15 protein-coding genes are annotated in these 13,619 nt (G+C 52.5%); 8 read left to right on the top strand and 7 right to left on the bottom strand.

The features are described 5' to 3' along the window. The first annotated feature begins 168 nt into the window (after positions 1 to 168). Entirely contained in the window at positions 169 to 744 is a 576-nt protein-coding gene (locus D3D03_RS14290; protein ID WP_119923952.1) for a copper resistance CopC family protein, read from the top strand. Further along, positions 741 to 1,757 carry a CopD family protein gene (locus D3D03_RS14285; protein WP_119923951.1) on the top strand — a complete coding sequence of 339 codons (1,017 nt, stop codon included), beginning with the start codon at positions 741 to 743 and terminating at the stop codon, positions 1,755 to 1,757. Before D3D03_RS14290 ends, D3D03_RS14285 begins: the two co-directional genes overlap by 4 nt. A 44-nt stretch (positions 1,758 to 1,801) precedes the next feature. On the opposite strand, the gene D3D03_RS14280 is transcribed toward D3D03_RS14285, so the two are convergent. The 4 genes from D3D03_RS14280 to D3D03_RS14265 form a co-directional block, all read right to left on the bottom strand. Continuing rightward, a complete protein-coding gene (locus tag D3D03_RS14280) occupies positions 1,802 to 3,592 on the bottom strand; it encodes an acyltransferase family protein (protein WP_119923950.1) in 1,791 nt (596 codons plus the stop codon). 134 nt (positions 3,593 to 3,726) lie between these two features. Further along, positions 3,727 to 5,091, bottom strand: a complete 1,365-nt coding sequence (locus tag D3D03_RS14275; protein WP_119923949.1) for a sensor histidine kinase — start codon at positions 5,089 to 5,091, stop codon at positions 3,727 to 3,729. Further along, entirely contained in the window at positions 5,088 to 5,777 is a 690-nt protein-coding gene (locus tag D3D03_RS14270) for a response regulator transcription factor (protein ID WP_026834125.1), read from the bottom strand. Before D3D03_RS14270 ends, D3D03_RS14275 begins: the two co-directional genes overlap by 4 nt. Beyond that, positions 5,762 to 6,328 carry a class I SAM-dependent methyltransferase gene (locus D3D03_RS14265; protein WP_119923948.1) on the bottom strand — a complete coding sequence of 189 codons (567 nt, stop codon included), beginning with the start codon at positions 6,326 to 6,328 and terminating at the stop codon, positions 5,762 to 5,764. The genes D3D03_RS14270 and D3D03_RS14265 overlap by 16 nt, the downstream gene beginning before the upstream one ends. A 167-nt stretch (positions 6,329 to 6,495) precedes the next feature. Between D3D03_RS14265 and D3D03_RS14260 the strand changes: the two genes are divergently transcribed. From D3D03_RS14260 to D3D03_RS14250, 3 genes are read left to right on the top strand one after another with little or no spacing between them, the layout of a single operon-like run. Further along, complete coding sequence (locus D3D03_RS14260; RefSeq protein ID WP_119923947.1) at positions 6,496 to 7,548, top strand: bifunctional transcriptional activator/DNA repair enzyme AdaA; 1,053 nt, start codon at positions 6,496 to 6,498, stop codon at positions 7,546 to 7,548. Further along, positions 7,545 to 8,597: a DNA alkylation repair protein gene (locus tag D3D03_RS14255; RefSeq protein ID WP_028107112.1), complete on the top strand. Its 1,053-nt coding sequence runs from the start codon at positions 7,545 to 7,547 to the stop codon at positions 8,595 to 8,597. Before D3D03_RS14260 ends, D3D03_RS14255 begins: the two co-directional genes overlap by 4 nt. Further along, positions 8,594 to 8,920 carry a hypothetical protein gene (locus tag D3D03_RS14250; protein ID WP_119923946.1) on the top strand — a complete coding sequence of 109 codons (327 nt, stop codon included), beginning with the start codon at positions 8,594 to 8,596 and terminating at the stop codon, positions 8,918 to 8,920. Before D3D03_RS14255 ends, D3D03_RS14250 begins: the two co-directional genes overlap by 4 nt. A 217-nt stretch (positions 8,921 to 9,137) precedes the next feature. Here D3D03_RS14250 and D3D03_RS14245 read toward each other — a convergent pair whose 3' ends face one another. Together D3D03_RS14245 and D3D03_RS14240 are read right to left on the bottom strand one after the other, a co-directional pair. Beyond that, the gene (locus tag D3D03_RS14245; RefSeq protein WP_119923945.1) at positions 9,138 to 9,434 is read right to left on the bottom strand and encodes a hypothetical protein; all 297 of its coding nucleotides are present in this window, start codon (positions 9,432 to 9,434) and stop codon (positions 9,138 to 9,140) included. Continuing rightward, positions 9,431 to 10,015, bottom strand: a complete 585-nt coding sequence (locus D3D03_RS14240) for a DEAD/DEAH box helicase family protein (protein ID WP_119923944.1) — start codon at positions 10,013 to 10,015, stop codon at positions 9,431 to 9,433. The genes D3D03_RS14245 and D3D03_RS14240 overlap by 4 nt, the downstream gene beginning before the upstream one ends. A 136-nt stretch (positions 10,016 to 10,151) precedes the next feature. Between D3D03_RS14240 and D3D03_RS14235 the strand changes: the two genes are divergently transcribed. Both D3D03_RS14235 and tnpB read left to right on the top strand, forming a co-directional pair. Beyond that, complete coding sequence (locus D3D03_RS14235; protein WP_158583705.1) at positions 10,152 to 10,676, top strand: NUMOD4 domain-containing protein; 525 nt, start codon at positions 10,152 to 10,154, stop codon at positions 10,674 to 10,676. Positions 10,677 to 10,784: 108 nt separating this feature from the next. After that, positions 10,785 to 11,957: an IS200/IS605 family element RNA-guided endonuclease TnpB gene (gene tnpB, locus D3D03_RS14230; protein WP_119923959.1), complete on the top strand. Its 1,173-nt coding sequence runs from the start codon at positions 10,785 to 10,787 to the stop codon at positions 11,955 to 11,957. A 184-nt stretch (positions 11,958 to 12,141) separates the two neighbouring features. On the opposite strand, the gene D3D03_RS14225 is transcribed toward tnpB, so the two are convergent. Beyond that, positions 12,142 to 12,327, bottom strand: coding sequence for a hypothetical protein (locus D3D03_RS14225; RefSeq protein WP_119923942.1), 186 nt, complete (start codon positions 12,325 to 12,327; stop codon positions 12,142 to 12,144). A 160-nt stretch (positions 12,328 to 12,487) separates the two neighbouring features. On the opposite strand from D3D03_RS14225, the gene D3D03_RS14220 reads away from it, so the two are divergent. Next, positions 12,488 to 13,573, top strand: coding sequence for a GGDEF domain-containing protein (locus D3D03_RS14220; RefSeq protein WP_119923941.1), 1,086 nt, complete (start codon positions 12,488 to 12,490; stop codon positions 13,571 to 13,573). Positions 13,574 to 13,619: the final 46 nt, after the last annotated feature.

Genomic DNA, 13,619 nt, shown 5'->3' with positions numbered 1-13,619 from the left:
GCACAATCTTCAGCCGGCATCCTCTGGTCATTACTCGGAATCGCCGCTGCATCCATCCTCGGATTCTTCGGACTTCGCGGACGTCGTTCACAACACTAATCGGACAACCGAACCCGCTGGAAACAGCGGGTCTTTTTCTACACATTTTCTGTAAAGGAGGAGTTTAGGATGAAGATCAAATGGTTGATGTTACTCGTTCTCGTCTTGTTCGTCGTTCAACCGTTTTCGGTCTCGGCTCACACGAGTCTGACGAATTCCAATCCGGAAGAGGGAGCCGTCTTAACAGAAAACGTGGAACGGATCCGCTTGACGTTTGATGCACCAATCGAAAAAACAAGCACACTCGAACTGAAGACAGCCGAAGGAGAAACCGTTCCTTTGGAAAAACCGTTGATCATCGGAAATGAGTTAAGCGCGGTCTTGAAGCAGGAACTTGAGCAAGGCACCTACTTGATTACCTGGAAGTTGATTTCCGAAGATGGTCATCCGGTCGAAGGGACGATTCGTTTTGAAGCGATGCCGGCAACGGAAGAAACCGTTCAACCGGAAGCGGTCGAAGAAGCCGAAGAAGCAGCACCAACCGTCGACACCGAACAGGCGAGCATCGTCCCGACGGAATCAACGGAATCGACGGAATCCGTCAAACCGGGTCTCGTTCCGACCGTCTTACCGTGGGTCGTTGCAGGACTCGTCCTGGCAATCGTCGCGACCCTGTTATTACTCCGTCGCCGCAAACGGTCATGATCGGCATCGTCGGTGAACTGCTCGTCTATCTGGGCGGGGCGCTGTGGGCGGGACGACTCGTGTTTCTATTTGTCGCACCGGATAAAAAACCATCCCTGGGTGCACTCGACGGACTGGCACTCGTTGCCTTGATCAGCATCGTCATCGGAACCAGTCTGCCGCTCGGACGGGTGTTTGACTATTTCCGTCACGAGCTCGACTTGCCGGTGCGAGACGCCTTGCGCGCCAGTCTGTTTGACGTCCGGATCGGGCACTATTTTTTACTGGTGTATTTTTCAGTGCTGACGGCAATCATCATCGTGTGTATAAAACGACTTGTTTTCATCAAACGATGGCTGCTTGTTGGCTTAACGATTCCGTTGTTTTTCGGAATTGCCGGCACCAGTCATGCGGCAGCCAAACACGGCGTACCGGGTCTGATGCTGCAGACCGGTCATTTTAGTCTGATGGCGCTTTGGATTGGCGTGGTGCTCGTTGTGGGATGGGGTGCCCGGGATGCGGCACATTGGTCGGCCTTTTTACGCTGGTTCAGTCCATTGGCGCAAGTGCTCTTTGTCGGTGTTGTCGTGACGGGCTTCTTTTTGATGCGTCCGAGCATACCAATCAGCGAATACCGCAATGTATGGAATCTGCCGTACGGGCAAGCGTTATTGCTGAAACACCTCTTGCTCATCCCGTTGCTCGGTTATGCCTTTATCAACGGAACGCTCGTCAAGCGACGTCTTCAGAAAACAGAACCGTTTGATCCGCGGCTCGGTCTGCGCTTCGAAAGTGTCATGATTTTCGGCGTATTTTTGGCCAGTGCAACACTCAGTAATTTAGAGCAGCCGGTCTTACCACTGATTGAAGCAGAAACGTGGTTGTGGTCAAACGGGCTTGTCCTTGCTCTTGGAATCAGCTCTGTCCTTCTGTTGGTGTTCACGTACCAAAAGCGGTTGCCGCTGGTGCTCGGCTGCCTGTTCAGTCTGCTCGGTGTCAGCCTTCTCTACATCGGACTCGTTTATACGCTCTAAAACAGCCACCTTCTCGACTGACGGAGAATGGTGGCTGTGTTGTGTCATTTTGTTGTAGTCGCGCACCCGGTTGCTTTCGCGAGCAGCTTTGAATAGGCACGGGCACCTTTGATGTTCAAGTGGACGCCGTCCTGTTCGAAGTAGGACGGATGTTTGACGGCAACGGCATGCCAATCAATGAGCGACACCCGTTTACGTTCAGCTGCTTGCTTCAGCAGCGTGTTGACCTCTTGTTCCCACGGACGCGGCACCCGTGTCGTCACCAGGTACACCTGATCGGCATTGGCGAACCGGTCGAGTAATTCCTCTAACTGTTCGGGACGGAAACTGCCGTTTGTCCCGAGGTGCAGGAGGACTTGATGGTCGGTGTGATTGTACGCCGCATACTTTGTGCTGAGCGGAATGGCTTCCCGGAGCTGACGTCCGAGTTTGGCATCAATCGTCACTTGCTGAAGCGTACTGCCGAGATAATCTTCCACTCCGAGCAACACCGAGTCGCCGATCGCGAGCGTCGGGCGGCACATCGACCGTGTACGTTTCTCCGGCACCGGGGTTGTCGGCTTTTTGACAAGTGCCGGTTTGGAATGCGGCGCCGCGACTGTCGGAATCGATTGTTGAGCCGGTTCGTCCGATACGGCAAGAATCGATAAATTCCCGATGAAGCTGAGGAGAAGCAGACTGGCGATGGAAACAGAGACCCACTTCGTTCGGGAAAACTGCCGGAAGGTCCGCGGGTGAATCTGAAATTGTCGGATGTATCCAAGCAGACCAAGCCGGCGGACCGGACGTTCGACGAACTGATAGGACAGTTCCGTCACGACGATCAGGATGACGAGAATCCCGAGACTCCGGAGCCAGGAAAATGTTCCGGTTTGTTCAACGGGCGTCATCAAGGTGATCAGCGGGAAATGCCATAAATAGAGACCGTATGACCGTTTCCCGACGGCGATCAGCCACTGGGCTGCGAACAAGCGGCTCCAAAAAGACGCCGGATGAGCAACGACGGCGATCAATAACGCCGCAAGGACAGCGACGAATACAAACCCGCCATAATACAGAAAACGACCGTACTCGCTTGTCACGAGCATCAGCACAACAAGCACCGGGACAATCACGGCACCGGTCACGTTCAATAAGCGGACACCCCGTGACGGAATCTCTTTCTTGAACCGTTCCGGTCGCCAGGCAAAGGCAAGCAGACTGCCGATCAACAAGGCAAACAACCGGGTATCGGTCCCGTAGTAGACACGGCTCGGATCCGCACCCGGCGTAAACAGAATCGCCATCAGGAGTGCGGACAGCAGGGCAAGGAGTCCGATTCCCCGGAGCAACAGCCGTTTTGATCCGAGTCCAAAACTGAGCACGATCGGAAATATCAAGTAAAACTGTTCCTCGATCGCAAGCGACCACAGGTTTTGAATCGGCGACGGTTTGCCGAACAATTCGAAATAAGAGACGTCATGGACGATATACCACCAGTTCGTCGTATATAACAGAGCCGCCACGTTGTCCTGGCGAAGCGAATGCAACAAGTCCCGTTCAAACAACGTGACATAACTGAGGACCAGAACAAGCAGGACGAACAGAGGCGGGAACAACCGGCGGAACCGGTGCACCCAAAACCGTTTTAAGTCGATGCGACCGGTCTGTTGCCACTCACTGAGCAACAAGCCGGTAATCAAGTAACCCGACAGGACAAAAAACACATCCACGCCGAGAAACCCGCCGGTCAGCATCGGTACCGACAGATGGTACAAAATGACAGCGATGACAGCAAACGCACGCAGACCATCGAGTCCGGGCATATATGTGGTCGAACGGTTGAATGATTTCATAAGTAAGGAGCTCCTTCATGGCTGTTCCTAAAGAATGACATTCTCTAGTGTATCGAATTCCATTTCCGAAGGAGTGTCGAACCAGTAACAACCAAAAAGGATGAACTCAATTTTTTTGAGTTCATCCTGTATCGTCATCCCTCTTTATAAGCATCCGGCAAGACAATCGAGACGATAAACCGGTTTTGTTCCGACGTTAATTGCATCGTCCCGTTGTGCCGGGCAACGATTTGTTCGATGATCGACAGACCGATGCCGGATCCGCCATTGGATCGTGACATGTCGGACGTGACGAAAGGAGTTGCCAGTTCCGTGAGTTGATGCGGCGTCAAGGTCTCCGCGATGGCATTGGAGCAACGGAAGGTCAAGTGACCGCTTTCTTGGAGCACTTCGAACGACAAATCACCTGTTCCGTGAAGCGTCGCATTGCGCACAAGATTTTCAATCAAGCGTCGCAACAGGTTGGGATCAGCCTGAACAGTCAGATGAGCCGGTCCCGTGTACTGATAGGTCGTTTCCGGGTGTTGTTCAGCGACCTGATGCAGGAGCGTCACGAAATCCAGGGACGTCATGTGCACCGGATAATCTTTATTCGACAATTTTGCGAGCATGAACAGCTCCTCAATTCGTGAGGCGAGCGTCTCCGATTGCCGGCTGACGATTGCCAGCACATCGGTCCGTTCCTGATCGGATAATGTCGTGTGATGTTCAGACAACCACTGAACGAATCCTTGAATCGATGTCAGGGGGGTGCGTAGATCGTGCGACAGACTGGTGATCAAGCGGAGTTGTTCCGTAAAACGTTCCTGCTCGTTTCGTCGGAGGACATCGAGTTCGTCGCCGACCCGTTCAATCGAATGGGCAAAGGCTTTGAACTCACGCGGTCCTTTGACCGGACGAAGCGGGCTGACGGCGTGGTCCGGTTCGACGAGCCGTTCGAGCCGCGTCTCGAGTTGGCGGAACAGACCGGCGATCCAGCGGGTCATGCCAAATAAAAATAAGATGAACAAGGCCAATTGTAAAAAGAAAAACGCTGTTGAATTACCGACTTGGTATTGATTCAGGCGGGGCGTGACCGTTTCGATGGAAAGAAAATAACCGGGTGCACCTTCACCGAGGTTAATCGCCTGCATATGATGCAGCGTCCGCACGTCCGATTCGTCAGAGGGATCCCGTTCACCCGGCGTTTGCGCGGCTAATAAGCGACTTGGGGTCATCGTCCGCGGAAAGTCGGGTGAGGCGTCGACCCGCGTCCCGTTGGACCGATAGACGGCCCACTCGTAATCACCGTTCGGAGTCTGACCGGATTCGTACCGTTTGATATCGCGCTCGACCCGCTGCGTAATGTCCTGTTCCGTCGGATAATAATAACGGGGGACGTTTTTTGTTCCGAGCGGGAGTTGGCTCGCAATCAACCAGGCCAATGCCGTACTCAGAAACGCTGCGGCCAACAACAGGACCGTCATCCAGGAAGTCAGTTTGAAGCGGAAACGTCTCATGGCTCGACCTTGTAGCCGACGCCCCAAACGGTTTGGAGGTGACGCGGCTCTTTCGGAACGTCCTCGATTTTTTCCCGTAACTTATGAATCAGGACCATGACGGCATTGGTCGCGGAACCGAGCGCTTCCTCCTGCCAAATCCGTTCGTACAATTCATCGGCTGAAAAAACGCGGCGCGGATGATTCAGTAAAAGCGCCAGGCAGTCAAACTCCCGGCGTGTCAAGGCTAAGGGAGTCGTTTCTTTTAAGATGACCCGCTCTTCCTGACGTAAGGTGAAGGGACCGACTTGCAGGCTGCTTGCCGATAGCGGGACTTGATACTGGGCGACCCGGCGGAGCATCGCTTTGATCCGGGCGATGACTTCGAGCGGATTAAACGGTTTCCCGATGTAGTCATCGGCACCGAACGTCAACCCTTGGATTTTATCGAGATCCTCCTGTTTTGCAGTCAGCATCAGGACCGGGAAGGTATAGTTCGCTTGCCGGATGGCTTGGACGGTTGAAAAGCCGTCCCGGACCGGCATCATGACATCAAGGACCATCAGATCGATCGGCTGTTGCTGAACAAGTGCAAGGGCCTCTTCGCCGTTGGCGGCTTCAAGAATCAAATAATTTTCGTTTTGGAGATACAGTCGCAACAATTGCCGGATATCGGCTTCATCATCGACGATTAAGATTGTGGGCACGGGAGATCCTCCTTTTGGACACCTTCGAAGACGTAGGCGGGCGGCATGTTTTGCAGTGTGTAAGAATAACTGTGCTCAAAGAAATACCGGCGGAATGTCTTGAAATGGAGTTTGGTATATTGAAAGGCGATGAAATGACCGCCTGGTTGCAACAGGGTCTGGAAGGTTTCGAGCAAGTCATGGCGTAACGGAAGCGGGAACGAAGCGAATGGTAAGCCGCTGACCAGGACACCGGCCTGATGATGCCAGTCTTCCGGACAGTTTTGAATGTCGCCGATGAACAGTTCGACGTTCGTCTCATCAGCTAACAGCTTCGCCAAGGCTTCTTGAAACACCGGATTTTGTTCACAGATCAATAAAGTCGTTTCCGGGTGTCGCGCGCGCAATAAGGCTTGGGTAATCGCCCCGTCACCGGCACCGACTTCGACGATGACGGCTGGCCGGTCAGCGACCGCCCGCTGCGCCATCATGTTCGCTAACCGGGAACTGCTTGGGGCAATCGCGCCGATTGTTTTCGGGGATTGGATGGCTTCTTTCAAAAAATCAAACATGCGAAACCTACTTTCTTCTTGAGTATACCATCGATGATACAGGGCATATCTTTCACAAACAGGAGAGTTTTCTTAAGTTTGTCTTAAGAAAAGATCCATGCCTGATTTTCGGCGACATGCAGGAGGGTAAACTCGGTATACTGAGGAAAAGAAGGGGAGGGCATGAGATGAATAACTTACCGGAAACGGATTATTATGCAGCACTCGTCCGCCGAGACAGCTCGTACGAAGGGACGTTTTTTGTCGGAGTCAAGACGACGGGAATCTTTTGCCGGCCGACCTGTCCGGCGCGGAAGCCGAAGCAGGAGAACTGTGAATTTTTTGAGACGGCAAAAGAGGCGTTACTTGCCTCCTACCGTCCGTGTTTACGCTGTAAACCACTGGCCTATCCCGGTGACAGTGAGGTCATCAGCCGCTTGGTTGCCGCCGTCGAAGCGAGTCCCGAGAAACGGTTCAAAGACGCCGACTTCCGGGAACTGGGGCTCGATGCCTCGACCGCCCGGCGGCAGTTCAAAAAACGGTTCGGGATGACGTTCGTCGAATACGCCCGGTCCCGGCGAATGGGCCTTGCGATGAAAGAAATCCGGAAGGGGCAACCGGTCATCGAGGCGCAACTGGCAAGCGGCTATGAATCGAGCAGTGGTTTTCGCGATGCATTTGCCCGCATCATGGGCGAGACACCGAAACGATGGGACGGAACATACCTGCAAGCGAAGTGGCTCGATACGCCGCTCGGACCGATGTTGGCGATTGCCGACGAACAAGGACTGCACTTACTCGAGTTTGTTGATCGTCGCGGACTCGAACGGGAAGTGGAACGGTTGCGGCTCGCAGCCCGCGCCGTCATCATTCCCGGTGAGACACCGGTGTTTGAGCAGGTGACAGCTGCACTGGACGCGTACTTTGCGGGAACGCTTGACCGGTTCGAGGTGCCGCTCGTCCTGTACGGGACGCCGTTCCAGAGACAGGTCTGGGAACAGTTGCAACAAATTCCGGCGGGGAAGACGATTTCCTATCAGGAACTCGCTGTCCGCGTCGGCAATCCGGCAGCCGTCCGTGCTGTCGCCCGGGCAAACGGCGCCAATCAATTGGCATTGATCATTCCGTGTCACCGGGTCATCCGCTTGACGGGCGATCTCGGCGGATATGCCGGTGGCTTGGCACGAAAAGCGGCCTTATTAAAATTAGAACGGACGAAGAGAGGATTGAATCACATATGAGTTTGATTAAAGATGTGTTTACACCAGACTGGTTGCACCGATTAGGGGAGGCGGTGCAGGCACCGGACTTTAGAGACATCGTGCAACAAGGGGACTGGGAAGAGCTGGCGTTTAAGCAACGGGTCCGCCGGATTGCGACTGAACTTAACCGTTATTTGCCGGCTGATTTTGAGCAAGCGGCGACGCATCTAGAAACGATCGCTCCGGAGTTTCCGGGACTGCCGGGCATCGTTTTTCCGGACTACATCGAAGTTTATGCGCCGAGTGATGCCTGGGACCGGGCAATGGTAGCACTGGAAAGGTTGACCCGGCACTCGACGTCGGAGTTTGCGGTCCGGCGGTTTCTGCTCGAAGATCAAGACCGGTTTTTAGAACTCGCGGTCCGGTGGAGTCAGTCGAGTGACGAGCACGTCCGGCGCTTGGCGTCAGAAGGAACCCGTCCGCGCCTGCCGTGGGGGCAACGGATACCGGCGTTGATTGCCGATCCGCGTCCGGTCCTGCCGATTTTAGATGACTTGTTGCAGGACGAGGCGCTTTACGTCCGCAAAAGTGTCGCCAATCATTTAAACGATATCGCGAAGACCCATCCGGAACTCGTCATCGAACGCTTGGAACAGCTCGGGAACCATCCGCATACGGACTGGATTTTACGGCATGCTTCACGGACACTCCTGAAACAGGGACATCCGGACGTCTTGAAGGCGTTTGGTCTCGTCACGCGGGGGACGGTGACGGTCGACGAACTGACGGTGACACCCGCGTTGCCGATTGGCGGGGAACTGACGTTTACCTTTGCCCTTGCGACAACCGAACCGCAAGTCCTGCGAATTGAATATGCGATCGACTATGTCAAAAAGCGGGGGACAAGTCAAAAGGTCTTCCGGATCAGTGAACGGCAAGTGATTGGACGGGAGACGTTTACGAAACGGCAGTCGTTCCGGAACTTGACGACACGCGTCCATTATCCGGGTACACATCAGCTGACGATTCTGATTAACGGTAAAGCCTACGCGACGGCAGCTTTTGACGTAGAGGAGGAAACAGAATGAACGGTCGCCATCCGGACTTTACGACGTCCCGCCTGCACATTGAAGCAGCAGATACGACGGACGGTTGTATCTGGACACTGCAGACACGGGAGAGACAACAGATTGCGACGATTCAGTTCAGCGGTCAGCAACTCAGTTATGACGCAATTGATCCGACCGACCGGGCGGGCTACATCGAAGAAGCGTTGACGGTCATCGTCGCGTATCTCGCCCGGACGTTGTTATTGCCGTTTGTGATCGGACGGGACGGAGAAGCAGCGGTTTGGCTCCGAAATGGCTTTCGTGCGGACGGACCGGTCTTTCGGCGTGACTTGATGCATTGAATGATAAAAAAAGAATCGTCTTTCCTCCGCTCGCTTTTCTCAGGCGGAACGCAAGCCGCGGTCGTCCGAGGACGACCGGGTCTCGCCTGTTCCTGACGGAAGCACGCTTCCTTTTCCTGTAGAAGTCGAGTGGAGTCGACGATTTTTTTGGATAGGCAAAAATAAAACCGTTTCCTCAGAAAACGTGCTTCTGAAGAGACGGTTTTTCGTGTCCGGATTACGGTTCTGAGATGCCGTTTGCGAGCAACAATAAAAAGGTGATGACGGATAATGACAGTAAAAAAGCGATGTTTGCGAAGACACTGAACCATTTGACGTAGTTATTTGTCGACCGGAGACCAAGCACCAGCGAAACGATATACCCGAGTCCGACCAAGATGTTGAGACCAATCGGCACCCACAGGCTGAGATTCGGGAAAAACCGTCCGCTCAGCAAATAGGACGTCAACATGTTAAACAGCAACAAACCGAGCGTCAAGAACACCGGAAAATACGTCTGCTTGGATTGGTTCATCGTTCGACCAGATTCGTTGACCAGTTAAAGTGTCGACAAATCGTCTCGGCACTTTCGCCGGCCGAACGTCTGTCGGTATCAAGACGGAGATAGTTGGGATACGACAGTTCTCCCGGAAGCGAATGCGTCCGGTACTGTTCGGCGGTTTCAAGCAAGTTGGCTTCCGACGCAGCGATGTCCCGTTTCGTGAACTTATGGAGTAAACGGTTCTCGGTCTGGTTTCGGGCCAGACGGGTGGACAGTTCGGCTTCCAGTTCAACGATGAAGACTTCGGCACCGGCTTCTTCAAACAGTTGAACGGTCTCTTCGATGAATTCGATGCCGCCGTCTTCGACGCCAAACAAGCATAAAAACGTAAAAATGACCCCTTCGAGATCACTGACCGCCATTTCCTTGAACATTTCCCGCCGGATCAAGTCCTTCAGTTTATGATGCGCCGGTTTCGTGAAATCAAAATACGGATGCAACAAGTCGATCGTCTGATGGTTGTGGAATAATTTCATGCCCGTTTTTTGTTCGAGTTCCTGACCAATCGTCATTTTGCCGACCGCTTGCGGACCAAGTAACATAACAAACTTCATCCTGACACCTCTTCCTTTTTTTGTTAATACTAGCACAGAAAAACAGAGTGTTCCTATTAGAACGTTTGTTCGTTAAATGGTATAATGGCAGTAGGAAATGTTGTCGTTTTAGGACCGAATGGAGGTCATTGATTATATGGAATATTGGAAGGCAGTACAGGGCTATGCAGGCATGTATCAAGTCTCAACATCAGGGAACGTCCGGTCGCTCGACCGGACCATCGAGACGAGTCGTGGTGTTAAACAACGACGGCAAGGTGTCGTGTTGCGCCCGCGAATCAATCAAGAAGGTTACCGGAAAGTGACGTTGTACAAACAAGGACGCGGGGAACGGTTTTATATCGCCGAGCTTGTCGCCAAAGCGTTTCTCGATTCCGAGGCCACGCACGACCGGATTATCCGGGCGGACGGTGATCGTGTAAACGATCAAATCGACAATCTGACCGTCAGACCGTCGACGAGTCAAGCGTACGCGTCGCTCCTCGACGAGTTCGACCTGTTATTGACGCAACATATCGAATTGTCGCCGCAGCAGATCCGGGACATTCGGCGTCGGTATCAAACCGGACTTTCGATTCGCCGGTTGGCGTTGACCTATCAGGTGACGGAAAACCGGATTCGCAACATCATCGACAAAAAGGAAGCCCGGTATATTAGTTAAAAGATAAACAGACCCCGTGCCTCAAGCACAGGGTCCGTTTATCAAAAGTGGGAGATGAATCGCCAGCCTGCCTTTCGGGTATATTCTCTTTGAAGGAGGTGAAAAATGGTGTTGAAGCACAAGGCCTACAAATTCAGAATCTACCCCACAAAAGAGCAGGAAATCCTGATTGCGAAGACGATTGGGTGTTCGCGCTTCATCTTCAACCACTTCTTAGCGAAGTGGGATGAAATGTACAAGACCACTGGAAGAGGTCTGTCCTACGGTTCTTGTTCCAAAGAAATTCCTATGTTGAAGCAGGAGTTCGACTGGTTGAAGGAAGTCGATAGCACATCTGTTCAGATCAGCGTCAAGCATCTTGCTGATGCGTTTGACCGCTTCTTCAAGAAGCAGAACGAACGCCCTCGTTTCAAGTCCAAGCGCAATCCCGTCCAGTCATACAAGACCAACATCCAAGGTAAAAACCAGCTTCCTGAAGTCTCGATTGAATGCAACAAGCTCAAACTGCCAAAACTGAAATGGGTACGTTTCGCCCATTCGAAACAGGTCACAGGCCGTATCTTGAACGCCACGATCCGACGCAATACTTCAGGAAAATACTTCGTCTCCCTGCTCGTCGAGCAGGAAATCCACGAACTGCCGAAGACCGGTTCATCTGTCGGTGTCGACGTCGGACTCAAGAACTTCGCCATCCTGTCGGACGGAACGATGTACAAGAACGACTGTTACTTCCGAACACTTGAGAAGAAACTGGCGCGCGAACAGCGTAAGCTCTCCCGCCGTCAACGCATCGCTCTGAACAAGAAAGTGAAGCTTTCCGAGTCGAAGAACTATCAGAAGCAAAAGCGGAAGGTTGCGCGTATCCACGAGAAGATTGTCAACAAGCGCACTGACTTCCTGCACAAGGTATCGACCGAGATCGTCCAAAACCACGATGTCATCGGGATTGAGACCTTGCAGGTGAAGAACATGCAGAAGAATCGTAAGTTGAGCAAGGCCATCTCTGACGTCAGCTGGTCGGAGTTCTTCCGTATGCTGGAATACAAGGCAGAATGGTACGGGAAGACCGTCGTGAAAGTCGGCAAGACCTTTGCTTCCAGTCAACTGTGCTCCAGTTGCGGACATCAACACAAAGACGTGAAACATCTCGGCTTGCGTGAATGGACATGCCCGAGTTGCGGCATCCATCACGACCGGGATGTGAACGCAGGACTGAATCTCAAACAAGAAGCCGAACGTATCTTAGCTTCTTCAACCGTCGGGACGACGGGGTTAGCCTGATCAGGTTTCGACCGTTAGGTCGGATAACTCAGGAATCCTTCACCTCTAAGTGAAGCGTAGGTGGAGGTAGTTCAACGCCTCCATGCTTCCTATCGGGAAGTGGGAGGGCAGATTTTATGAAGGACATGTAGCGTTCTTGTAAAGGTTCAGCCCACAAAAAAAGGACATCCGAGGATGTCCGCTGTCAGCCGGCATGCGGCAGGTAAGTCGAGACGAAACTGGTCGTCATTTGGAGCAGCTGTTGTGTTTCTTCTTTTGGTTCGGATGTGACGTAAATAATCAGGGCAGCGGCGACGGCAACAAAGATGATGATGACGAGAACAACAAAAAACGGCATCTTACTTTTCTTTTTTTCCTCTTTCATGTCCATTGTAATAATCCCCCTTATCCAAAATAAGCAAAGCCTGTATGGAATGTTTCCCTCGTTGCAAAAATGGAAACCTTTGGTCTGCTTGAAAAAGGACTGAAATCAACCGATAGAGAACTATACAAAGTATGAAGTTTGTCAGTCGAAGGGGTGTCAGGGTGCCATGTTGAGTCAGTTTAATCAGTTTCTGTTGAATTTTTCATTGTTGATTACATCCCTCTTGTTTGCGTTTTTACCGCTTCGGCATACGGAACGGATTTCAGCGGATTCTCCTATTCGAACTCGCTTAGTGGTAGGACTAATTGCCGGTCTGATCGGCGGATTGCTTGTCTTGAACAGTATCACCTATGACGGGGCGAAAATTGATTTACGGCTCGTCGCGCTCGTGACGGCTTATTATTATGGCGGCTGGGTCAGTGGTGGGATTACGATGACGGCGATCATCGGAGCACGTTTTCTGGTTACGCCGCCCGGGGTCTATGAAGGGTTGATTCTTGCCACATTGATTTGTTTGGCATTGCTTGTCACGGCAAGTATTTACCGTCGATTTGCAGCCCAAACCTTCAAGGATTATTTGGTTCTCCTTGGAGTCGGGATCGGGTATAGTCTACCGGCCTTATATTTGTTGACGGATACATTTATGCGCTTTTTGGAGATGGCATTTGTCTATATTATTTTTAATTTGTTTGGCGGCTACGTCACGTACCGCTTCCTGCAGGAGTTACGCAAACACTTCCAGTTCGTCCAGACGCAACAGGAACTGGCGTTGACCGACGGACTGACGAATCTCGCCAATCGGCGAAAGCTCGACGAGACGTTGGCGCATTACGACCAACACGGCTATGCGTTCTCCGTCCTGATCGTCGACATTGATTTCTTCAAATCGGTCAATGATACATACGGCCATGACGGCGGCGACGTCGTCTTACGTCAACTGAGTCATCTGTTGCAACACTGTAGTCCCGACGAAGCCGTTGTGGGACGTTATGGCGGGGAAGAGTTTGTTGTCTTGCTGCCGGACATGCCGCTTAAAGAAGCCGTCCGCCTCGGGGAAACGATTCGCTTGGCCTGCGCCGATCAACATTTTGTCTTCAGCACGTATCCGGCATTCCATGTCACGTTATCGATCGGGGCGGCCTCGTCGGATCAAGGTGAGACATCGTTTGAAGTCGTCCAAAAGGCCGATCAGTCCCTTTATCAAGCGAAACAGACGGGACGGAACAAGGTCGTCGGTTACAGCGAAGAATAATCCAACACCAACAGGCGGGCTCCTCGGAGTCCGCCTGTTTCATGCT

The sequence above is a fragment of the Exiguobacterium sp. RIT452 genome, from assembly GCF_003598705.1.
Classification (GTDB): Bacteria; Bacillota; Bacilli; order Exiguobacteriales; family Exiguobacteriaceae; genus Exiguobacterium_A; species Exiguobacterium_A undae.
The sequence above is the reverse complement of the archived record's forward strand: the minus strand, read 5'-3'. Positions and strand labels throughout refer to the sequence as shown.

Excerpts from the sequence above, each read along its gene's own strand:
- D3D03_RS14290 (WP_119923952.1), top strand. The coding sequence starts at position 169 with ATGAAGATCAAATGGTTGATGTTACTCGTTCTCGTCTTGTTCGTCGTT.
- D3D03_RS14285 (WP_119923951.1), top strand. The coding sequence starts at position 741 with ATGATCGGCATCGTCGGTGAACTGCTCGTCTATCTGGGCGGGGCGCTG.
- D3D03_RS14280 (WP_119923950.1), bottom strand. The coding sequence starts at position 3,592 with ATGAAATCATTCAACCGTTCGACCACATATATGCCCGGACTCGATGGT.
- D3D03_RS14275 (WP_119923949.1), bottom strand. The coding sequence starts at position 5,091 with ATGAGACGTTTCCGCTTCAAACTGACTTCCTGGATGACGGTCCTGTTG.
- D3D03_RS14265 (WP_119923948.1), bottom strand. The coding sequence starts at position 6,328 with ATGTTTGATTTTTTGAAAGAAGCCATCCAATCCCCGAAAACAATCGGC.
- D3D03_RS14260 (WP_119923947.1), top strand. The coding sequence starts at position 6,496 with ATGAATAACTTACCGGAAACGGATTATTATGCAGCACTCGTCCGCCGA.
- D3D03_RS14255 (WP_028107112.1), top strand. The coding sequence starts at position 7,545 with ATGAGTTTGATTAAAGATGTGTTTACACCAGACTGGTTGCACCGATTA.
- D3D03_RS14250 (WP_119923946.1), top strand. The coding sequence starts at position 8,594 with ATGAACGGTCGCCATCCGGACTTTACGACGTCCCGCCTGCACATTGAA.
- D3D03_RS14245 (WP_119923945.1), bottom strand. The coding sequence starts at position 9,434 with ATGAACCAATCCAAGCAGACGTATTTTCCGGTGTTCTTGACGCTCGGT.
- D3D03_RS14240 (WP_119923944.1), bottom strand. The coding sequence starts at position 10,015 with ATGAAGTTTGTTATGTTACTTGGTCCGCAAGCGGTCGGCAAAATGACG.
- D3D03_RS14235 (WP_158583705.1), top strand. The coding sequence starts at position 10,152 with ATGGAATATTGGAAGGCAGTACAGGGCTATGCAGGCATGTATCAAGTC.
- D3D03_RS14225 (WP_119923942.1), bottom strand. The coding sequence starts at position 12,327 with ATGGACATGAAAGAGGAAAAAAAGAAAAGTAAGATGCCGTTTTTTGTT.
- D3D03_RS14220 (WP_119923941.1), top strand. The coding sequence starts at position 12,488 with ATGTTGAGTCAGTTTAATCAGTTTCTGTTGAATTTTTCATTGTTGATT.